This is a genomic window from Kitasatospora sp. NPDC098652, assembly GCF_044760155.1.
Classification (GTDB): domain Bacteria; phylum Actinomycetota; class Actinomycetes; order Streptomycetales; family Streptomycetaceae; genus Kitasatospora.
In genome coordinates this window covers 89,306-109,418 of record NZ_JBIWAQ010000013.1, presented here as the reverse complement: position 1 = coordinate 109,418, position 20,113 = coordinate 89,306, and the positions used below count along the sequence as shown (strand labels likewise).

21 protein-coding genes are annotated in these 20,113 nt (G+C 72.3%); 8 read left to right on the top strand and 13 right to left on the bottom strand.

Features of this window, described 5'->3' with window-relative positions; genetic code table 11:
- Positions 1-140: 140 nt before the first annotated feature.
- Positions 141-743, top strand: coding sequence for a superoxide dismutase (locus tag ACIQWA_RS26175; RefSeq protein ID WP_360238606.1), 603 nt, complete (start codon positions 141-143; stop codon positions 741-743).
- A gap of 249 nt (positions 744-992) precedes the next feature.
- Positions 993-2,036 carry a glycosyltransferase family 2 protein gene (locus ACIQWA_RS26170; RefSeq protein ID WP_402486485.1) on the top strand — a complete coding sequence of 348 codons (1,044 nt, stop codon included), beginning with the start codon at positions 993-995 and terminating at the stop codon, positions 2,034-2,036.
- A gap of 112 nt (positions 2,037-2,148) precedes the next feature.
- Here ACIQWA_RS26170 and ACIQWA_RS26165 read toward each other — a convergent pair whose 3' ends face one another.
- The 4 genes from ACIQWA_RS26165 to ACIQWA_RS26150 form a co-directional block, all read right to left on the bottom strand.
- On the bottom strand, positions 2,149-3,012 hold the full coding sequence (locus ACIQWA_RS26165; RefSeq protein ID WP_402486482.1) for a biotin-dependent carboxyltransferase family protein: 864 nt from the start codon (positions 3,010-3,012) through the stop codon (positions 2,149-2,151).
- A gap of 77 nt (positions 3,013-3,089) precedes the next feature.
- A complete protein-coding gene (locus tag ACIQWA_RS26160; RefSeq protein ID WP_402486480.1) occupies positions 3,090-3,713 on the bottom strand; it encodes an allophanate hydrolase subunit 1 in 624 nt (207 codons plus the stop codon).
- Positions 3,710-4,576, bottom strand: a complete 867-nt coding sequence (locus tag ACIQWA_RS26155; protein WP_402486477.1) for a LamB/YcsF family protein — start codon at positions 4,574-4,576, stop codon at positions 3,710-3,712. The genes ACIQWA_RS26160 and ACIQWA_RS26155 overlap by 4 nt, the downstream gene beginning before the upstream one ends.
- Positions 4,573-5,262 carry a GntR family transcriptional regulator gene (locus ACIQWA_RS26150; protein ID WP_402486475.1) on the bottom strand — a complete coding sequence of 230 codons (690 nt, stop codon included), beginning with the start codon at positions 5,260-5,262 and terminating at the stop codon, positions 4,573-4,575. Before ACIQWA_RS26150 ends, ACIQWA_RS26155 begins: the two co-directional genes overlap by 4 nt.
- 157 nt (positions 5,263-5,419) lie before the next feature.
- Between ACIQWA_RS26150 and ACIQWA_RS26145 the strand changes: the two genes are divergently transcribed.
- The 3 genes from ACIQWA_RS26145 to pcp all read left to right on the top strand — a co-directional run bounded on the left by ACIQWA_RS26145 (position 5,420) and on the right by pcp (position 7,870).
- Positions 5,420-6,196 carry a DUF969 domain-containing protein gene (locus ACIQWA_RS26145; protein ID WP_402486472.1) on the top strand — a complete coding sequence of 259 codons (777 nt, stop codon included), beginning with the start codon at positions 5,420-5,422 and terminating at the stop codon, positions 6,194-6,196.
- On the top strand, positions 6,193-7,161 hold the full coding sequence (locus ACIQWA_RS26140; protein ID WP_402486469.1) for a DUF979 domain-containing protein: 969 nt from the start codon (positions 6,193-6,195) through the stop codon (positions 7,159-7,161). The genes ACIQWA_RS26145 and ACIQWA_RS26140 overlap by 4 nt, the downstream gene beginning before the upstream one ends.
- 64 nt (positions 7,162-7,225) lie before the next feature.
- The gene (pcp, locus tag ACIQWA_RS26135) at positions 7,226-7,870 is read left to right on the top strand and encodes a pyroglutamyl-peptidase I (protein WP_402486466.1); all 645 of its coding nucleotides are present in this window, start codon (positions 7,226-7,228) and stop codon (positions 7,868-7,870) included.
- 26 nt (positions 7,871-7,896) lie between these two features.
- Here the strand turns inward: pcp and ACIQWA_RS26130 are convergent, their stop codons facing one another.
- Positions 7,897-8,394: a phosphoribosyltransferase gene (locus ACIQWA_RS26130; protein ID WP_360238628.1), complete on the bottom strand. Its 498-nt coding sequence runs from the start codon at positions 8,392-8,394 to the stop codon at positions 7,897-7,899.
- Complete coding sequence (locus ACIQWA_RS26125) at positions 8,387-8,659, bottom strand: hypothetical protein (protein ID WP_402486463.1); 273 nt, start codon at positions 8,657-8,659, stop codon at positions 8,387-8,389. The genes ACIQWA_RS26130 and ACIQWA_RS26125 overlap by 8 nt, the downstream gene beginning before the upstream one ends.
- A gap of 290 nt (positions 8,660-8,949) precedes the next feature.
- On the opposite strand from ACIQWA_RS26125, the gene cyaB reads away from it, so the two are divergent.
- Positions 8,950-9,519 (top strand): class IV adenylate cyclase, encoded by a 570-nt coding sequence (gene cyaB / locus ACIQWA_RS26120; RefSeq protein WP_402486460.1) that lies wholly within the window; start codon positions 8,950-8,952, stop codon positions 9,517-9,519.
- A 115-nt stretch (positions 9,520-9,634) separates the two neighbouring features.
- On the opposite strand, the gene ACIQWA_RS26115 is transcribed toward cyaB, so the two are convergent.
- Positions 9,635-10,873, bottom strand: coding sequence for a helix-turn-helix domain-containing protein (locus ACIQWA_RS26115; protein WP_402486457.1), 1,239 nt, complete (start codon positions 10,871-10,873; stop codon positions 9,635-9,637).
- Positions 10,870-11,304, bottom strand: a complete 435-nt coding sequence (locus ACIQWA_RS26110) for a putative quinol monooxygenase (protein WP_402486454.1) — start codon at positions 11,302-11,304, stop codon at positions 10,870-10,872. Before ACIQWA_RS26110 ends, ACIQWA_RS26115 begins: the two co-directional genes overlap by 4 nt.
- Positions 11,305-11,428: 124 nt before the next feature.
- Here ACIQWA_RS26110 and ACIQWA_RS26105 point away from each other — a divergent pair, with 124 nt between their 5' ends.
- Positions 11,429-11,917: an ATP-binding protein gene (locus ACIQWA_RS26105; protein ID WP_402486452.1), complete on the top strand. Its 489-nt coding sequence runs from the start codon at positions 11,429-11,431 to the stop codon at positions 11,915-11,917.
- 62 nt (positions 11,918-11,979) lie between these two features.
- On the opposite strand, the gene meaB is transcribed toward ACIQWA_RS26105, so the two are convergent.
- Genes meaB through ACIQWA_RS26090 form a run of 3 tightly spaced genes read right to left on the bottom strand, consistent with a single transcriptional unit; the run spans position 11,980 to position 17,079 of the window.
- Positions 11,980-12,972 carry a methylmalonyl Co-A mutase-associated GTPase MeaB gene (gene meaB, locus ACIQWA_RS26100; RefSeq protein WP_402486449.1) on the bottom strand — a complete coding sequence of 331 codons (993 nt, stop codon included), beginning with the start codon at positions 12,970-12,972 and terminating at the stop codon, positions 11,980-11,982.
- 13 nt (positions 12,973-12,985) lie between these two features.
- Positions 12,986-15,214 (bottom strand): methylmalonyl-CoA mutase, encoded by a 2,229-nt coding sequence (gene scpA, locus ACIQWA_RS26095; RefSeq protein WP_402486446.1) that lies wholly within the window; start codon positions 15,212-15,214, stop codon positions 12,986-12,988.
- Positions 15,211-17,079 carry a methylmalonyl-CoA mutase family protein gene (locus ACIQWA_RS26090; protein ID WP_402486443.1) on the bottom strand — a complete coding sequence of 623 codons (1,869 nt, stop codon included), beginning with the start codon at positions 17,077-17,079 and terminating at the stop codon, positions 15,211-15,213. The genes scpA and ACIQWA_RS26090 overlap by 4 nt, the downstream gene beginning before the upstream one ends.
- 461 nt (positions 17,080-17,540) lie before the next feature.
- Between ACIQWA_RS26090 and ACIQWA_RS26085 the strand changes: the two genes are divergently transcribed.
- Complete coding sequence (locus tag ACIQWA_RS26085; RefSeq protein WP_402486440.1) at positions 17,541-18,617, top strand: NlpC/P60 family protein; 1,077 nt, start codon at positions 17,541-17,543, stop codon at positions 18,615-18,617.
- Positions 18,618-18,715: 98 nt separating this feature from the next.
- Here ACIQWA_RS26085 and ACIQWA_RS26080 read toward each other — a convergent pair whose 3' ends face one another.
- Together ACIQWA_RS26080 and ACIQWA_RS26075 are read right to left on the bottom strand one after the other, a co-directional pair.
- Complete coding sequence (locus ACIQWA_RS26080) at positions 18,716-19,624, bottom strand: M56 family metallopeptidase (protein WP_402486437.1); 909 nt, start codon at positions 19,622-19,624, stop codon at positions 18,716-18,718.
- Positions 19,621-19,956, bottom strand: a complete 336-nt coding sequence (locus ACIQWA_RS26075; protein WP_402486434.1) for a BlaI/MecI/CopY family transcriptional regulator — start codon at positions 19,954-19,956, stop codon at positions 19,621-19,623. The genes ACIQWA_RS26080 and ACIQWA_RS26075 overlap by 4 nt, the downstream gene beginning before the upstream one ends.
- Positions 19,957-20,113: the final 157 nt, after the last annotated feature.

Genomic DNA, 20,113 nt, shown 5'->3' with positions numbered 1-20,113 from the left:
TACACGTGCGGGTGACCATTGTGCCCGATGTGAACGCCGGAATAAGCAGGAGCCCATACTTCGTTCCTGCAACCCATACGCAATAGTGTTGTCCCGGCACGATCGTCATCGCTCAACCCGCCGAAAGGGGCCGTGTCCTGATGGGCACCTACTCGCTTCCCGACCTGCCGTACGACTACTCCGCGCTCGAGCGGGCCATGTCCGCCGAGATCCTGGAGCTGCACCACTCCAAGCACCACGCCGCCTACGTGAAGGGGGCGAACGACACCCTGGAGCAGCTCGCCGAGGCGCGCGACAAGGAGCAGTTCGGCGGCCTGGTCGGCCTGCAGAAGACCTTCGCCTTCCACCTCTCCGGCCACGTGCTGCACTCGCTGTTCTGGCAGAACCTGTCCCCGGAGGGCGGCGACCGCCCCGAGGGCGAGCTGGCCGACGCCATCACCGAGCACTTCGGCAGCTTCGAGGCCTTCAAGAAGCAGCTCTCAACCGCCACCACCGGCGTCCAGGGCTCCGGTTGGGGCATCCTGTCCTGGGAGCCGCTCGGGCAGCGCCTGATCGTCGAGCAGGTCTACGACCACCACGGCAACGTCGGGCAGAACACCACCCCGCTGCTGGCCTTCGACGCCTGGGAGCACGCCTACTACCTGCAGTACCGCAACGTCCGCCCGGACTACGTCACCCGTCTGTGGGACGTCGTCAACTGGCAGGACGTCTCCTCCCGCTTCGCCGCCGTCAAGGGCGCCTGAGCACCGAGCGAGCAGGAGGGCCCCGGACCGGTCGGGCGGTCCGGGGCCTTCCCCCTGCGTCCCCACCGTGGTTTCCCGCCACGGCCGTTGATCCCCGTCACGTCAGCCACACCGAACCGAAGACTCGCCGCCACCCGTAGTTCGCCCGTGAACGGCGCGCGGTCGCTACGCTCGGGTTACCGCCGGTCACCGGCGGTCGGCGGCCGACCGGCCGACCGGCCCGTCCGCTCCCGAGCGAAAGGCCGTCCGATGGCCCCTCGTCTGTCCGTCGTCGTCCCGATCTACAACGTCGAGCGCTACCTCGCGGAGTGCCTGGACTCGATCGCGGCCCAGACCTTCACGGACTTCGAGTGCGTGCTGGTCGACGACGGCTCGACCGACGACGGTCCGGTGATCGCCAAGGAGTACGTCGCCCGCGACCGGCGCTTCCGACTCGTCCAGCAGGAGAACAAGGGCCTCGGCGCCGCCCGCAACACCGGCTGGCGCCACCTGGCCCCCGGCACCCAGTACCTGACCTTCGTCGACAGTGACGACACCCTGCCGCCGCACGCCTACCAGCTGATGATCAGTACGCTCGACCAGACCGGCTCCGACTTCGCCACCGGCAACGCGATGCGCCTGCGCACCACCGGCCTCACCCCCTCGCACGCCCACCGCCGCCCCTTCCGCGAGACCCGGCTGCGCACCCACGTCAGCGAACTGCCCGCCCTGGTCACCGACCGCACCGCCTGGAACAAGGTCTACCGGCGCACCTTCTTCGACACCGCGGGCATCCGCTACCCCGAGGGCATCCTGTACGAGGACGCCCCGGTCAGCGTCCCCCACCACTTCCTCGCCGAACGGGTCGACGTGCTCTCCGAGCCGATCTACCACTGGCGGGTCCGCGAGGACGGCAACCTCTCCATCACCCAGAAGAAGACCGACCCGCGCGGCCTGATCGACCGGGTCCGCTCGATGGAACTCGTCCGGGAGTGGCTGCTCGCCCGGCCCGAGGCGCTCTTCGCCGAGCAGTACCTGCGCGCCTACGACCGGAACTGCCTGGTCGAGGAGATCCCGATGTTCTTCTGGTCCATCCCGGACGGCGACCGCAACTACTGGGAGGTCTACCAGCGGCACGTCGGCCGGCTCCTGAACGCCATCGGCCCGGAGCGAATCGCCGACCTCAACGGCCAGCTGCGGCTCAAGTACCGCCTGACCCAGGCCGATGCGATGAACCGCTTCATCGCCGTCCAGCGCCTCCACCGCACCGTCCGGCGCGCCCGCCAGGCCGCCCAGGCGGTGCGCCGGGGCTGACCGGGAGGGGCGCTCGGTCCTCGGCGGGTGCCGTCAGCCGGGGGACCAGGGTGACCAGGGCGGCCCGGTCCGTGGCCGGTCCGTGGCTGGTCCGTGGCCGGGTTTCGGGCGGTCAGCCCCTGCGTCGCGCCGGGGTGAAGCGGACCGGGGTGCCCGGGGCGGCCTGGGCGGCGGCGGCCAGCTCGGCGGCGGGGACGACGCCGATGACGGGGTAGCCGCCGGTGGTGGGGTGGTCCGCGAGGAAGACCACCGGTCGGCCGTCCGGCGGGACCTGGACGGAGCCCAGGACCATGCCCTCGCTGGGGAGTTCGCCGTCGCGGGCGCGCTCCAGGGGCGGGCCGTCCAGGCGCAGGCCGATCCGGTTGCTGGTCGGGGAGACGCGGTAGTCGGATGCGGTCAGGGCGGTGCGGGAGCCGGCGGTGAACCAGTCGTCGCGCGGGCCGAACAGCAGCGGCAGGAGCAGCGGGTCCGGTGGTGCGGGCATCGGCACCAGGTCCACCGCGGCGGCCGGGCCGGCCGGCTCACCGAGCGGCAGCACGTCCCCGGGCGCCAGCGGAGCGGGGCCCAGCCCCGACAGCAGATCGGTCGAGCGGCTGCCGAGGACCGGGGCGGCGGCGACCCCGCCCGCGAAGGCCAGGTAGCTGCGCACGCCCCGCGTCGCCGGGCCCACGTCCAGCGTCGCCCCGGCGGGCAGCCGCACCGGGGCGCCCCAGGCGGCGGGCCGCCCGTCGACCCGTACGGCGCACGGCGCTCCGGTCACGGCGACCGTCACCGCGCGGTCCACGCGCAGCGCGCAGCCGAGCAGGGTGGTCTCCAGCGTGGCCGCCGTCGGGGGGTTGCCGACCAGCCGGTTGGCCAGCCGGTGGGCGGGCTGGTCCAGCGCGCCGGAACGCGGTACGCCCAGGTGGGCGTGCCCGGGGCGGCCCAGGTCCTGGACGGTCGTCAGCAGGCCGGAGCGGGTGACGGTGACGCTCATGCTTCCTCGCTCTCCTCGCTCTCCTCGCCGACCTCGCTCATCTTCCTCGATCATCTTCCTTGCTCATGCTCCCTCGCTCATGCTTCCTCGATCACGAAGCGGACCCGGGTACCCGGGCTGAGCAGGGCGGCGGGTTCGCGGGAGGGGTCCCACAGCACGGCGTCGGTGTGCCCGATCAGCTGCCAGCCGCCGGGGGAGGAGCGCGGGTAGGCGCCGGTGTAGCGGCCGGCGAGGGCGATCGCCCCGGGCGGGACGGCGGGACGCGGCGCGGCCCGCCGCGGCACCCGGTACCGCTCGGGCAGGCCGGTCAGGTAGCCGAAGCCGGGGGAGAAGCCGCTGAACGCGACCCGGAACTCGGTGGCGGAGTGGATCCGCGCGACCTCCCGCTCGGTGACGCCCCACAGCGCGGCGACCTCCGCCACGTCGGCGCCGTCGTAGCGCACCGGGACGGTCACGGTCCCGTCGGCGCTGGTCCGCAGCGGCGGGACGCGCCAGCCGGGCAGTTCGGCGGCCAGGGCGTCCGGATCGGCCACGCCGTCGAGCAGGACGGTGCGTTCGGCCGGCACGACCTCCGTGACGGACGGGAACCCGGAGGCCGCACGGCGGCGCTGGAGTTCGGCGTGGAAGGCGATCGTCTCGTCGGCCCCGGCGAGTTCGACCAGCAGCGCGTCCGGGCCGACCCGCAGGACTCGCAGGTTCATCCCGTACCTCTCCCCGCCCCACCCGGTACGTGTGCGAACGCCTCGACGCGGACCCCGGCCCGCCACAGCGCGGTCCGCACCCGCTGGGCCAGCTCGCCGGCCCCCGGGGTGTCGCCGTGCACGCACAGCGAGCGGGCCCGCAGCCGGATCCGCTCGCCGGTGCGGGCGGTGACCTCGCCGTCCCGGGCGATGGCGACCGAGCGGGCGACGACCGCGTCGGGATCGTGGACGACGGCGTCGGGTTCACGGCGCGGCACGAGGGTGCCCTGTGGGGTGTAGGCGCGGTCGGCGAAGGCCTCGGCGACCGCCGGCAGTCCGGCCCGCCCGGCCGCCTCGTGCAGCCGTGAACCGGGCAGCCCGAGGACCGGCAGTGCCGACGCCGGCCCGGCGAGGCGGATGCCCCGGACCACCGCCTCCGCCTGCTCCTCGTCGTGCACCGTCCGGTTGTACAGCGCGCCGTGCGGTTTGACGTATGCCACGTCCGCTCCGGCCGCCCGGGCGAACACCTGCAACGCCCCGATCTGGTACGCGACTTCGTGGGCCAGTTCGTCGGGCGGGACGTCCATCGCCCGGCGGCCGAACCCGGCGAGGTCCCGGTAGGAGACCTGTGCGCCGATCCGTACGCCCCGGGCCGCGGCCAGCTCGCACACCCGCTGCATGGTGCTCGGGTCCCCGGCGTGGAAGCCGCAGGCGACGTTGGCGCTGGTGACCACGGACAGCAGGGCGTCGTCGTCGGTGAGCGTCCAGCGGCCGAAGCCCTCGCCGAGGTCGGCGTTGAGGTCGACGACCGTCGTGGGGGCGCCTTCGGTGCCTTCGGTGCCCTCAGTGCCTTCAGTGTCCTCAGCGCCTTCGGGCGGTGTCACGCCGCGCCGTCCGTCATCGCGCGGACGATCACCGCGCGCGCGTCGTCCAGGTACCTGGTCAGTTCCACCTCGGCGTCGTCGATCTCGCCCGACTCCAGCAGTCCGGCGAGCGTCTGGTTGCGGCGCAGGAACGGCTCGTGCAGCCCGCTGGCCGACGGGACGGCGGCGAAGGCCAGGCGCAGCTCGGCCATCAGACGGGCCATGCACTCGTCGATCCGCCGGCTGCCGGCGAGCCCCGCGATGGCCTGGTGGAAGTGCAGGTCGGCGGTGCCGACGGTGACCCAGTCGCCGAATGCCTCGGCGGCCTCCGCGCGGGCCAGCGCGGTCCGCACCGCGGCCAGGCGTTCGGGCGTCGCGCTGCTCAGGGCCCGTACCCCGGCCGTCTCCAGCGCGAGGCGCAGGGTGTAGATGTCGGCGACGTCGGCCGGTTCGAGGACGCGGACGAACACGCCGCGGTTGAGCTCGTGCACGACCAGCCGCTGGTCGGCCAGCAGTCGGAACGCCTCGCGGAGCGTGTTGCGCGAGACGGTGAGCGCCTCGCCGAGCGCTTCCTCGGAGAGCCGGGTGCCCGGGGAGAGCCGGCCCTCGGTGATGTGCTCGCGCAGCAGATCGGCCACGCGTTGGGCGGCGCTGGCGCGTTCGATGCGACCCCGGTCGGCCGCGAGCGCGTCGAAAACTCCGGTCACGTTCCACCTCCTGAACTCTTGTCGGATTGTTCCACAATCCCCTAGCCTCTCGGCAACCCCCGAACGGTCGCGGTCCACCCAGCCGCGACCGCCTCCGCCCCGGGGCGCCCAGGCGGCCACCCGTACGGCGGAGGTCCTCTGAAAGGCGGTCAGGAACATGATCGTTCTTGTCGGCATTCTCGTCGTGGTGGCCGGGTTCGCCACCCGGCGGAATCCGCTCCTCGTCGTCGGCGCCGCCGGCATCCTCACCGGACTGCTGGGCGGGATGAGCCCGTTGAAGGTCCTGGAGGCCTTCGGCACCGGCTTCGCCTCCAGTCGCTCGGTGACCCTCTTCGCGATCACCCTGCCGGTGATCGGCCTGCTGGAGCGCCACGGCCTCCAGGAGCAGGCCCGCACCCTGATGAACAAGCTCGCCAAGGCGAGCGCCGGGCGCGTCCTCGCGGTCTACCTGGTGGTCCGCCAGCTCACCGCCGCCTTCGGCCTCACCGGTCTCGGCGGACCGGCCCAGGCGGTGCGCCCGATGGTCGCGCCGATGGCCGAGGCCGCCGCCGAGCGCCGCCACGGCACCCTGACCGACAAGGCCCGCGAACGCCTGCGCTCGTTCGCCGCCAGCGCGGACAACGTCGGCCTGTTCTTCGGCGAGGACTGCTTCCTCGCCGTCGGCTCGATCCTCCTGATCACGGGGTTCGTCAACGCGACCTACCACACCGCCCTGGAGCCGGTGCAGCTCGCGGTGTGGGCCATTCCCACCGCGGTCTGCGCCCTCCTCGTCCACGGCGCCCGCCTGCTGCGGCTGGACCGCACCCTCGCCCGGGACCTGTCCGCCGCGCCCGCCGCCACCACGGCCACCGCCGCCACCACGGCCACCGCTGCGGCCACTGCCGCCGCCGCCACCGCCACCGCCGTCGATCGCACCGAGGAGAGCACCAAGTGATCAAGGTCGAGTGGCTGTATTGGCTGGTCGGAGCCGTCTTCCTCGCGATGGCCGCGCAGATGGCCGCGGACCGCGGCAACCCCAAGCGGTACGGCAGCGCCGCCTTCTGGGGCCTGCTCGGCGCGAGCTTCGTCTACGGCTCCTGGGTCGCCGACAAGACCGCCCCCGCCGCGCCGCTGGGCGTCGCCGTCCTGGCGATGATCTGCCTGGCCGGCTTCGGCTTCACCGGTCGAGGCACCCCCACGGCCGCCGCCCCCGAGCGGCGGGCCGCCTCCGCCGCGCGCCTGGGCAACCGGCTGTTCATCCCGGCGCTGGCGCTCCCGCTGGTCGCGCTCGCCTGCGGCACGCTCCTCAAGGGCGTGCACCTGGGCGGCGGGGTGCTGCTGCAGACCGGCAGCGAGACGCTCCTCGGGCTCGGCATCGCCTCGCTCGTCGCCCTGGGCCTCGCCCTGCTGCTCACCCGCGAGCGCAACCCCGCCGTCGCCCTGCGCTCGGGCCGCGGGCTGCTGGAGGCCATGGGCTGGGCCCTGCTGCTGCCCCAACTCCTCGCCGTCCTGGGCTCGATCTTCCAGGGCGCCGGCGTCGGCGCCCAGGTGGGCAGGATCACCACCCACTTCCTCCCGGACGGCAGCAAGTACGCGGCAGTGGCGGTCTACTGCCTGGGCATGGCCCTGTTCACGATCATCATGGGCAACGCCTTCGCCGCCTTCCCGGTGATGACGGCCGCGATCGGCTGGCCGGTCCTGGTGACCCAACTGCACGGCAGCCCGGGCGTCGTCCTGGCGGTCGGCATGCTGGCCGGCTTCTGCGGCACGCTCGTCACCCCGATGGCGGCCAACTTCAACCTCGTCCCGGCGGCACTGCTCGAACTCAAGGACCAGTACGGGCCGATCAAGGCCCAACTCCCCACCGCCGGGGCGCTGTTGGTCTGCAACATCGCCATCATGTCGCTCTTCGCGTTCTGACCCGCCCCGCCCGCTCCGCCCGCTCCGCCCGCTCCGCCCGCTCCGCTTCCAGAAAGGCCGTCCCATGACCAGGGTCCTGCTCACCGGCTTCGAACCGTTCGACGGCGCCGACGTCAACCCGTCCTGGGAGGTCGCCCGCCTCGTCGCCGACGACCCGCCCGAGGGGCTCCTGGTCACCGCCACCCGGCTGAGCTGCGTCTTCGGCCGGGCGGCCGAGGAGCTGCGCGCAGCGATGGCGGAGTGCTCCCCGGACCTGGTCGTCTGCCTCGGCCAGGCGGCCGGCCGGCCGGACGTCACCGTCGAGCGGGTCGCCGTCAACGTCGACGACGCCCGCATCCCCGACAACGCCGGGCGGCAACCGGTCGACCGGCCCGTGGTCCCCGGCGGCCCGGCGGCCTACTTCGCCACCCTGCCGGTCAAGGCCTGCGTGGCCGCGGTCCGGGCGGCGGGCGTGCCCGCGTCGCTGTCCCACACCGCGGGGACCTTCGTCTGCAACCACGTCTTCTACGCCCTGATGCACACGCTCGCCACCGAACACCCCACCGCCCGGGGCGGGTTCGTCCACATCCCGGCCCTGCCCGAACAGGTCCTCGACGGCTCCGCACCCGCCCTGCCGGCCGGCCTGGTCGCCCACGCCCTGCGCGCCCTGCTCACCGCGGCCGCCACCCGCGCGGTGGACCTCCGCGTCCCGGAGGGCGCGACCCACTGAGGCCGCGCCGTCCGGGGGCCGGCGGATCAGGCGTCGAGCACCTGGCCGGGGCGCTTGACCACCGGGTCCTGCGCCGACCACGGGAACTCGATCCAGTCGTCGGTCCGCTTCCACACGTACTCGCACTTCACCAGGGAGTGCGACTTCTCGTAGATCACGGCGGAGCGGACCTCGGCGACGTGGTCGAGGCAGAAGTCGTGCACCAGCTTCAAGGTCTTGCCGGTGTCGGCCACGTCGTCGGCGATCAGCACCTTCTTGTCGGTGAAGTCGATCGCGGCGGGTACGGGCGCCAGCATCACGGGCATGTCGAGGGTGGTGCCCACGCCGGTGTAGAACTCCACGTTCACCAGGTGGATGTTCTTGCAGTCCAGCGCATACGCCAGCCCACCCGCCACGAACACGCCACCCCGGGCGATGCTCAGGACGAGGTCGGGCTCGAACCCGTCGTCGGCGATCGTCTGCGCCAGCTCGCGCACGGCCCGGCCGAAGGTCTGGTAGTCCAGGATCTCTCGCACATCAGTCACACCGATCAGTCTCCTGGAGAGCCGGCTGAGCGGCGAATCCGGACCCGGCACGCGGCTTGTCCAGCCACACCCACTGCCCGTCGGGCGTCACGGTCAACCCGAACCGCTCCGGCCCGGGGCGCCCGTTCTCCAGCCACCACCGGTACGCGCCCTCCACCTCCTCCCAGAGGCGGCGGGGACCGTGCTGCCACACGGTGTAGCGCTCGGCGCCGCGGGTGCCGTCCCAGTCGACGGCCGCCCAGGAGCCGCCGTCGGTGGTAGCCACCCAGAGCCGGGTCTCCACGCCCTCGACGTCGGGCTCGTGGTGCCAGGCGTACCAGAGGTCGCCGAGGCGGAGCCCGAGCGCGAACTGGGTCTCGAAGGAGGAGTCCGCGACCGCCCAGGGATCGAGGGCCGTGGTGGACTCGGGGTCCTTCGGCGCGGATTGGGAAGGGCACGAGTCTGCTACCTATAAGGTCCTGGCCACCCCGCACGGCCCCCTCTATCGGGGCTGGCGTCGACAGTTCGATGTGATGGTGGAAGACGCTGAGCGTGTGATCTGACGGAGGGAACAGGATGGCGATCGAGGCTGAGCTCAAGGCGGTCGTGCGCGACCCGGAGGGCGTGCTCAAGCAGTTGGAGGGTCGGTACGGTGTCGGCCGGGCGGAGGTCTACCGCGACACCTACTACGATGCGGCGGACGGCAGCCTGATGGGTGCCGATCGTGAACTGCGGATCCGCACCGTGCACAGCTCGGATGACACGCGCACCGTACTGACCTACAAGGGTGCTCGGGTGGACGAGGCCTCCGGCTCGAAGCCGGAGGCCGAGACGAGGGTCGAGGACGCCGAGGCCGCGCACGACATCGTGCGCGGCCTGGGCTTCGCGCCGCGCATCGCGTTCGAGAAGCGATGCCGTAACTACGCCTTCGAACGTGATGGCCGTCGGGTGATGGCCACGCTCGTACGTCTTCCGGAGCTGGACGACGCCACGTTCATCGAGGTCGAGACGGTGGCGGCGGTGGAGGCCGAACTCGCGTCGGCACTGGCTCTCGTGCGTGCCGTGATGGCGGAACTCGGCATCGGAGAAGGTGACTTGACCACAGAGCTCTACACCGATGCGGTCGCGGCGGCGCGACCAGTCTGATCGGATGGGTCAGCGGGGCCGCCCCCCGTGCGGAGGTGTGCCCACTGCTCACCGCTGCGCCGCCGCCCTCCACGAGAGGGCGGCGGCGATCCTGTCCGCAGGACCGGTAGCGACGTCACCCCGTGGCATTTGCGCGCTTGGCGAGTTTGACCAGTTCCGTTGGTGCGCCACGGCCGGCGATGAGGATGAGTTCACGGATCGCCGTCCGGGCCGCTACGTGGGTTCGAACGCTTTCCGGCGCCACTTCCTCGGCGCGAAGAAGGCAATCGAGAGCTTCCCCGAGATTTCGTCGTTGAGCGTGAGCTCGTCCGAGGTCGATGAGGATCCGGGACCTTCGTTCGGGTGAGAGTTGCGCGGCATCGATGCGTTGGCCCAGCTCCAGGGCCTCGCCCGCATCGCCGAGTTCGACGGCGGTGGAGACCGCTTGAATCTCGACGTTCGTTGGGCCGAACTCAAGATTGAAGTCGTTTCGGTCCTCTCCGAGCTGTGCGGCGAGGTCTCGGGCGTAGCCGATCTCCTTCCGGGCCTGCTCGCGTTGACCGGCGCGAGCGGCGGTCAACGCGAGAACCAGGTGGAGCGATCCGAGGACTGACAGCGCTTCCGGCGACCGGTCGCCGGTCGAGGCGTGCGCTCGCAGGGCGGAGACCGCACTCTGCGCCACGTGTTCCGCCTGGTCCAGCCGCTGTAGCCGGACGAATGCATGAGCCATCCGGAAGATGCCGGCGAACACGTGCAGCGGTTGGCCGGACTGCTCGGCGGCTCGAATGGAGCGATCGGCGGCGACCCATGCGGCATCGGCCTCGTCCTGTCGAACGAAAGCAGCTGCGAGTGCCTGGTAAGCCTGGCTGAGAAGCAGGTGGACCTCGGCGCGCTCGTCCCTGCCGGCGGTTCGTGCGGCTCGCTCCAACCTCGGCAGAATGTCGGCGATGGCAGTGCTCAGTTCGGCGAACTGAGCACTGTGGGTCAGTCGCCACAGCCGTTCGACGGCGTTGGCCAGTTCGGCAGGATCATCGTAGACTCCCCGGTTCTGATCGGTGAGCAACGCATCGAGAGCAGGGTGCCCCGAGAGCGACAGCCGGGCCAGGTCGAGGTCGTTGGCCTGATCCGAGGTCGCAGGTGTCGTGACAGCGAGAGACGGGGCGTCAGGTCGAAGCGTTTGAAGGGGAACTCCGAGGCCGTTCGCCAGTAGTTGGAGAACATCAAGGCGGACAACCGGTTGGACGCCCCGTTCGACCTGCGACACCCAGCTGGCTGTCCGGTTGATGGCCGCAGCAAGTTGATCCTGCCTCATGCCGCGGCTCTTTCGGAGCTGAGCGACCCGAGCGCCGAAGGCCCGCCGTTCCTCTGGGCTCACCGGACGGTTTGGGTGGCCGAGCCGCCCTTGCCGGAGACCTCATCAAGGAACGTGACCTCGAACGACTCGAGGTACTGGCCGCGTTCGGCCAGGAACCGGCGAACGTGGGGCTGGCGCTCGTGCTCCTCGAATGCCTCGCGGTCCGTGTACAGCTCGTAGAAGACTCGTACACGCGGGTCGTTCGCCACCGCGTGGTTGACGTAGACGAGGGTGCCGGGCTCCTCCGCCCGGATGCCGTTGAGTGCTTCCTCTGCCAGAGCATCGAACGCCTGAGCGGCAGTTGCGTCGTGGGCGACGAAGCGAACGACAAGACCGAATCCCATGGTTCTCCCCTTCCTGGTTGGTTGAGTCTTGCATGACTCGGTGAAGAACTGCGAGTAGCAGAGCTCCTTGACTCGCAGAAACTCTGCGACTACTTTCAGTGTTGCCAACGTAGCGGAGAGCTATGCATGGATCCCCTTTCGCTGCCGTCTGACTGACGGTCACTGCTTGCGGGTTGAGCCGGGCGTCGACTTCGACTTCGACCACCCGTCCGCCTGCAGGGATGGAGGAGCAATGGCGTCGGATCTGATCGTCAGTCCGCTCAACACCGCCCGATTTCCGGTACCTCTGGAGTGGGGGGTGCCGCCGGGGGCTGATGCGGTGCCGGCGGCGCGGCGGTTGGTGGGGGCGATTCTGCGGGAGTGGTCGGTGCCGCTGACCGAGGACGGGCTCCAGGAGGTGGAGTTGTGTGCGAGCGAGGTCATCGCCAATGCGCTTCTGCACACCGGGGAGCGGTGTGTCGTGTCCGTCCGCTGGCGTAGTGGGCGGGTGCGGGTGGAGGTGGCCGATCGGGGTGCGGAGCTACCGCATCGGGAGCGGGATCCCGAAGCGACCACCGGGCGTGGCCTGTTGCTCGTTCAGGCGCTCGCGCATGCGTGGGGGTGGCGGCCGGGGGAGGTGGGCAAGCTGGTGTGGTTCGAGTACCTGGCGAATGCCGAAGCGCCGTGTCCCCCGCATGGGTGGGGCACGGCGCTCGAACTTCACGCTGCCGGGGTGGTGTGACCGTCAGGCGGCTTCCAGGGGCTCCTTCATGACCGCCCTGGTGGCGATGCCCGTCAACTCCCTCAGGTGGTACCGAAGAAGCTGTCCAGGATCCGTTGCGCGGCCAGCCCCGCCGGCAGCGTACCGGCCCGCACCTGGGCCTCCAGTTCCGGGGTGAGCCGCCGTACCTCCGGGTGTTCGTGCAGCCGGGCGTACAGCTGGTCGTGGACCATCGACCAGGTCCACTCGACCTGCTGCTCCCGCCGCTTGGCCGCCAGCCCGCCCGTGGCGTCCAGCACCTTCCGGTGCTGCTGCAGCCGCTCCCACAGCACGTCGAGCCCGGCCCCGTCGAGCCCGCTGCAGGTCAGCACCGGCGGCGTCCACGCCGCGTCCGGGGGCTGCAACAGCCGCAGGGCGCCCGCGAGTTCACGGGCGGCGGCGCGGGCATCGCGCTCGTGCGGGCCGTCCGCCTTGTTGACGGCGATGACATCGGCGAGCTCCAGCACGCCCTTCTTGATGCCCTGGAGCTGGTCGCCGGTACGGGCCAGGCTGAGCAGCAGGAAGGTGTCCACCATCCCGGCGACGGTCGTTTCGGACTGGCCAACGCCGACGGTCTCGATCAGGACGACGTCGTAGCCCGCCGCCTCCATCACCACCATCGACTCCCGGGTGGCCTTGGCGACGCCCCCCAGCGTCCCCGAGGTCGGGGACGGCCGGACGAAGGCGTTCGGGTCGACGGCCAGCCGCTCCATCCGGGTCTTGTCGCCCAGGATGGAGCCGCCGGTCCGCGTGGACGTCGGGTCGACGGCGAGCACCGCGACCCGGTGGCCCAGGCCCGTGAGCATCGTCCCGAAGGAGTCGATGAAGGTCGACTTGCCGACCCCGGGCACCCCGGTGATGCCCACCCGCACCGCCCCGCCCGCGTGCGGCAGCAGCCGCTGGAGCAGCTGCTGCGCGAGCGCGCGGTGGTCGGGCCGGGTGGACTCGACGAGGGTGACGGCGCGCGCGATCCAGGCGCGCGAGCCGTCCAGGACGCCCGTCACGTAGCTGTCGAGGTCGATCGTCCTCGGTGGCATGACGATCAGACCGTCACAGCTCGTGGCCGAGCTCGGCGGCCAGGGCGGTCAGCAGGTCGAAGGCCGCGTCCGGGATCACCGTGCCGGGGCCGAACACGGCCGCCGCGCCCGCCTGGTACAGGGCCTCGAAGTCCTGCGGCGGGATGACGCCGCCGACCACGATGGTGATGTCCTCCCGCCCGGCCGCGGCGAGTTCGGCGCGCAGCGCGGGCACCAGGGTGAGGTGTCCGGCGGCCAGCGACGAGACGCCGACGATGTGGACGTCCGCCTCGACGGCCTGGCGGGCGACCTCGGCCGGGGTCTGGAACAGCGGGCCCACGTCGACGGTGAAGCCGAGGTCGGCGAAGGCCGTGGCGATCACCTTCTGGCCGCGGTCGTGGCCGTCCTGGCCCATCTTGGCGACCAGGATGCGCGGGCGACGGCCCTCGGCCTGCTCGAACCGCTCGACCAGGTCGCGGGTGCGCTGGAGGGAGGCCGACGGGCCCGCTTCGTCTCGGTACACACCGGAAATGGTACGGATCTGGCCGGAGTGGCGGCCGTACACCTTCTCCAGGGCGTCCGAGATCTCGCCGACCGTGGCCTTGGCCCGGGCCGCGTTGACGGCCAGGTGCAGCAGGTTGCCGTCCAGCGATCCGCCGCGCTGCGGACCGGCCTCGGCGGCCGCCGTCAGGGCGCGCAGGGCGTCCTGGCAGACCGCCTCGTCGCGCTCCTCGCGCAGCCGGCGCAGCTTCTCGATCTGCCGGGCCCGCACCGCCGAGTTGTCGACCTTGAGCACCTCGATCTGCTCGTCGTTCTCGACCCGGTACTTGTTGACGCCGATCACCGGCTGGCGGCCGGAGTCGATCCGCGCCTGGGTGCGGGCGGCGGCCTCCTCGACGCGCATCTTGGGGATGCCCGCGTCGATGGCCTTGGCCATGCCGCCGGCCGCCTCGACCTCCTGGATGTGCTGCCAGGCCCGGGCGGCGAGGTCCTGGGTCAGCTTCTCGACGTACGCGGAGCCGCCCCACGGGTCGATGACCCGGCAGGTGCCCGACTCCTGCTGGAGCAGCAGCTGGGTGTTGCGGGCGATCCGGGCGGAGAAGTCCGTCGGGAGCGCGAGCGCCTCGTCGAGGGCGTTGGTGTGCAGCGACTGGGTGTGGCCCTGGGTCGCGGCCATCGCCTCGACGCAGGTGCGCGTCACGTTGTTGAACACGTCCTGGGCGGTCAGCGACCAGCCCGAGGTCTGCGAATGGGTGCGCAGCGAAAGGGACTTGGGATTCTTCGGGTCGAACTGCTTGACCAGCTTGGCCCACAGCAGCCGGGCCGCGCGCAGCTTGGCGACCTCCATGAAGAAGTTCATGCCGATCGCCCAGAAGAACGACAGCCGCGGCGCGAAGGCGTCCACGTCCAGGCCCACGTCCAGGCCCGCGCGCAGGTACTCGACCCCGTCGGCCAGGGTGTAGGCGAGTTCCAGGTCGGCGGTGGCCCCGGCCTCCTGGATGTGGTAGCCGGAGATGGAGATCGAGTTGTACCGGGGCATCTTCTGCGAGGTGTACGCGAAGATGTCCGAGATGATCCGCATCGACGGCTGCGGCGGGTAGATGTAGGTGTTGCGGACCATGAACTCCTTGAGGATGTCGTTCTGGATGGTCCCCGCGAGCTTCTCGGGCGGCACCCCCTGCTCCTCGGCCGCGACGATGTACAGCGCGAGCACCGGGAGCACCGCGCCGTTCATGGTCATCGACACCGACATCTTGTCGAGCGGGATGCCGTCGAACAGCTGGCGCATGTCGTAGATCGAGTCGATGGCGACGCCCGCCATGCCGACGTCGCCGGTGACGCGCGGGTGGTCGCTGTCGTAGCCGCGGTGGGTCGGCAGGTCGAAGGCGACCGAGAGGCCCTTCTGGCCGGCCGCGAGGTTGCGGCGGTAGAAGGCGTTGGACTCCTCGGCGGTGGAGAAGCCCGCGTACTGGCGGACGGTCCACGGCTGGTTGACGTACATGGTCGGGTACGGCCCGCGCAGGTACGGGGCGATGCCGGGGTACGTCTCCAGGAAGTCCAGGCCCTCGAGGTCGGCCGCGGTGTACAGCGGCTTGACGCCGATGCCCTCCGGGGTGTCCCAGACCAGCTCGTCGACGTCCTTGCCGGTGGACCGGCGCCAGGCGGCCTGCCACTGGGCGTCGGTGACGTCTCCGGCGGAGGAACCGGCAGAGGAGCCGGTGGAGGAGTCGTCCAGCCCGATTCCGGTGAAGTCGGGGATCATCGCGCCACTCCAATGAGGTCCAGCAGGGAGGTGAGGACGGCGATCGCGTCCCCGCCCGCGTAGATGAACTCGTCCACTCCGGCGGGTACTTCGGCCGGGCGGCCGGCCAGCAGCACGCGCTGGGCGCCCGCCTCCTTCAAGGCTACGGCGACGGCCGCGGCGTGCTCGCCGTACAGGGCGTCGCTGGAGCACAGGCAGGCGACGGTCGCACCGGACGCCCGGAACGCCGCGGCGAACGCGGCCGGGTCGACGCCCTCGGTGGCGGTGGTCGCGATGCCGCCGGCCTGGAACAGGTTGGCGGCGAAGGTGGTGCGACCGGTGTGCGCGGCGGCGGTGCCGATCGAGGCCAGGAAGAGGGCCGGACGGGCGCCGGTGGCCGCCAGGTGGGCGTCCGAGCGGTCCCGCAGCGCCTCGTACGCCTCGGCGCGGCGCACCCGCGGCAGGCCGCCGGTGTGCCCGGCCGGGGCGGGCTCGCGGACCAGCGGCTGCTCGTCCAGGTGCGGGAACTCGCTGACGCCGGTGACCGGTTCGCGCCGCTTGGCGAGCTTCGCGGACCGCTCCGCCCAGGTCGCGGCGATCCGGTCGCCGACCAGCCCGGACGCCAGCGCGGCCTGCTGGCCGCCGGCCCGCTCGATCTCCTGGAACCAGGCCCAGGCGGCCCGGGCCAGCTCCTCGCCGAGCTGCTCGACGTACCAGGAGCCGCCGGCCGGGTCGATCACCCGGGACAGGTGGGACTCCTCCAGCAGGATCGACTGGGTGTTGCGGGCGATCCGGCGGGCGAAGGCGTCGGGGAGGCCGAGGGCGCTGTCGAAGGGCAGCACGGTGACGGCGTCGGCGCCGCCGACCCCGGCGGCCAGGCAGGCCACGGTGGTGCGCAGCATGTTCACCCACGGGTCGCGGGCGGTCATCATCACCCGGGAGGTGACGGCGTGCTGGCGCTGCGCCGAGGCGTCGGCGGAGCCGCCGGACACCTCGGCGACGCGGGCCCAGAGGCGGCGCGCGGCGCGGAACTTGGCGATGGTCAGGAACTGGTCGGCGTCGGCGGCGTAGCGGAACTCCAGCTGGCCGAGCGCGGCGTCGACGGACAGGCCGGCGGCGGTCAGCGCGCGCAGGTAGGCGACGCCGGTGGCGAGCGCGCAGCCCAGCTCCTGGGCGGGGGAGGCGCCGGCCTCGTGGTACGGCAGGGCGTCCACGGTCAGGGCCCGGACATTCGGGTAGCCCTCGGCGCAGCGGGCGGCGAGCGCGGCGGCCTCGGCGAGCAGGGCCTCGGTGCGGTCGGCGGAGCCGGTGCGGGCCTGGAGGCCGAGCGGGTCGGCGCCGAGGTTGCCGGCGGCGGAGGCGGGGGAGACCTCGCGCTCCTCGTACAGCGCGAACAGCCGCTCGGCGGCCTCGGTGAAGTCCGGTCCCGCGTCGAGGGCGACGGCGGCGAGGTCCAGGTACACCCCGTCGAGCGCCTCGGGCAGGGCGGCGACGGGCAGGCCCGCGTCGCCGAGCTCCAGCCAGAGTGAGCCGACGCCGTGCTCCAGGTCGGCCAGTACGGCCTCGTTGGCGCGCCGGCGGTCCGGGTCGGCGTGCCGCTGGCGTACGTCCCACCCGGCGACGGCGGAGCCCTGCGGCCGGCCGCCCCGGACGAACGGGGGGAAGCCGGGGTAGCCGGGCTCGACCGAGGTGTCCTCGGCGGTGTACAGCGGGCGGGCGCGAAGCCCGTCCTGGAGCGCGGTGGTGAGCGCCTGCTCGGCGGCGGCGCCGTCCTCCGGCTGGGCACCGGACTTGCGCAGCACGCCCTCGACGAGTTGCTGCCACTGCTCACGGTGCGCGGCCGGGAACTCGGCGGCGAGGGGGAGCCTTTCGGGCGGGACCTTCATGTCCGCAGGTTAGCGCCCGTCAGCGGAACGGAAGGAGGGTCGTTAAGTGTGACCTTGTTCTCGATTTGGCGCGCTTTCGGCGCGTGGCCAGCACTCCGTCCGGCGGGGAGTGTCACGAGGCGGGGGTCGGGGCCCGATGGAGGGTCGGTCGGCCGCCCGGAAGTGCCCTGGATCAGGGGATTGCGGAACCCCGCCCCTCATCTATTAAGTTACTTCGAAGAAGGCGGGTGGGGGCGGCATCCCCCGTACGGCCCCGCCCGTCCTTCGCCGTCCCCTGTGCGTCTGCGCACCCCTACCCGGGCGTGCCGCTGGGGCCTCGGCCGAATTCCCGGATGGTCGGATGAACGTGCGAATGCCCCTCGGACGTTCCTCCAGTGTCACCGCATGTCACCGCACCTGCCCGCACCTCCCCGCACCTCCCCGCACCTCCCCCGCCCGTCCCCCGAAGGAGTGCCACCTCGATGGGAAAGCGCCGTAAGCCCAGCCCCCCGAGCCGGGCCCGCATGGCGGTCCTCACCACGGCGATGGCCGGCGGTGCGGTGCTCGCCGCCGGCACCGCCCACGCCGAGCCGGCCCCGAACCTGGCCTCCGTCAAGGAGCAGGTGGACAAGCTCAACGAGGAGGCCGAGCAGTCCGTCGAGCAGTACAACGGCTTCCAGGAGAAGCAGCAGAAGCTCCAGGGCGAGGCCAACCGGATCCAGGAGAAGGTCGCCCGTGGCCAGGAGGCGATGAACGAGCTGCGCACCCGGCTCGGCGCGGTCGCCGCCGACCAGTACCGCAACGGCGGCATCGACCCCTCCGTCCAGTTGATGTTCGACTCCGACCCGGCCGGCTACCTGGAGCGCGCCTCGGCGCAGAACCAGGCGGCCGGCACCCAGACGGTCCTGCTCAAGCAGGCCCAGGGCGAGCAGCGCAAGCTCGACCAGGACCGCGCCGAGGCCACCGCCACCCTCGCCCAGCTCGACTCGGTCGGCACCGAACTGGCGGCGAAGAAGCAGCAGATCCAGACCAAGCTCGCCCAGGCCCAGGCCACCCTCAACAAGCTGAGCGCCGAGGACCGCGCCAAGGTCAACGCCCAGCAGGCCGCCGACAAGGCCAAGGCCGAGGCCCAGCAGGCGGCCGCCGCCGACCGGGCCTCCCGCTCGGACGCGCGCCCGGACCTGAACACCCCGGCCCCGCCGGCGGCCGCCAGCGGCCGGGCCGCGGCGATCGTCCAGTTCGCCTACGCCCAGCTCGGCAAGCCGTACCAGTGGAGCGCCACCGGCCCCAACAGCTTCGACTGCTCCGGCCTCACCGGCGCCGCCTACCGCGCGGCGAACGTCAAGCTCTCCCGGATGTCCCAGGACCAGTGGAACGACGGCCCGCGGGTCGCCCGCTCCGACCTCCAGCCCGGTGACCTGGTCTTCTTCTACCCGGACATCCACCACGTCGGGATCTACATCGGCGACGGCAAGATGATCCACTCCCCGCGCACCGGCAAGAACGTCGAGGTCCTGCCGATCTCCGCGATGCCGTACATGGGCGCCGTCCGGCCGTAGTCACGGAGTCCGGAGCCACGGGGCCCGTAGTCACGGAGCCCGGAGTCACGGAGCCCTGAGCCCGGAGTCCTGAGCCCGGCGGCTACGCGCCGCACCTGCTACGGGTGCGGTGCGCAGGCCAGCAGGTACGGCAGGGCCGGCAGTGCCAACACCCCGAGCCGCCAGGCCAGTTGGCGTCGCCGGCCGCTGCCCGGGCGGGCCAGGCGGCGGACCCTGGCCAGCACTCCGGTGGAGGCGACTCCCAGAGCGGTACCGGGAGTTGTCCCGGGAGTTGTCCCGGAGGCCGCCAACGCGCAGAGCGCCGAGGCCAGTTCGCTCCGGGACACCTCGGCCAGCGCCGCGTCGTCGGCCGCCATCTCCAGCAGCAGCGCCACCTCCGAGCGCCCCAGCCGGGCCAGTGGCAGGGGGCCCAGCAGCAGCCCGAAGGTGTCGACGGGCAGGCGGAGGAGGTGGTGGCGGCCGCGGATGTGCCCGTGCTCGTGGGCGACGGCCGCGGCCAGCTGCCGCTCGTCCAGCAGCCGCAGCGCCCCGCGGGACAGCACCACCCGGGAGCGCCGGCCGGGCAGGCAGTAGACCGTCGGGTGGGCGTGCTCCAGCACCAGGGCGCCCCAGCGCCGGTCCCGTACGGCGACCACGTCCAGCACGGCCCGGTGCCGCCGCCGGGCCCGCCCGGTCCGGACGCCGACGGCGGCCGCCGGCCCGGTCAGCAGGGCCCCGGTGGCGGCGAGCAGCCACCAGTCGTGGGTGTGCGGCAGGACCGGCCCGGTCGGTTCGAGGTGCGGGAACAGGCCGATCAGCCCGGCCGGCTCGTGCGTGGCGGGCTCGAACGCGTGGTGCGCCGCGAGCACCAGGGCGACGGTGAAGGAGGCCATCAGCGACAGCCACAGCGCGACGCCGAGCAGCGGGCGGGTCTGGAGCCGGGCCTGGAGCCGGGCCGAGCCGGCCAGTCGGCGGGGGAGCAGCACGCCGGTCGCGGCCAGGTAGAGGCCGAGCAGGGCGAGCGTCACTCGGCGTCCCGGGCCTTCACCTGTTCGAGGGCGGCGAGCAGTGCGGACGCCTCGTCCCCGCTGATCCGGTCGACGAACTGCAGCAGGGCGCCGGCCCGGTCCGTGGTGGTCTCCAGGGCCTGGTGCATCAGCTGGGCGGTGTACGCCTCCCGGGTGCAGGTCGGCTCGTACACCCAGGCGCGGCCGACCTTGTCCCGGCGCAGCCAGCCCTTGGTGTGCAGGATGTCGGCGACGGTGGTCACGGTGGTGTACGCGACCGGGCGCTGCTGCTGGAGGTCGTCGACCACCTCGCGCACCGTGGCCGGACGGCCCCAGGCCCACAACCGGTCCATGATCTCGGCCTCGAGATCGCCGAACCCCCGTAGCACCGCCCTCGTCCCCCTCGCCGCACCGATCGCCGGCGCCCTTCGCCCGCTGGAACGCGGCCCATGCTACGTAACGCACCGGGCGCCCGCCCCCGGGTGAGGGGAGCGGGCGCCCACGGACTGG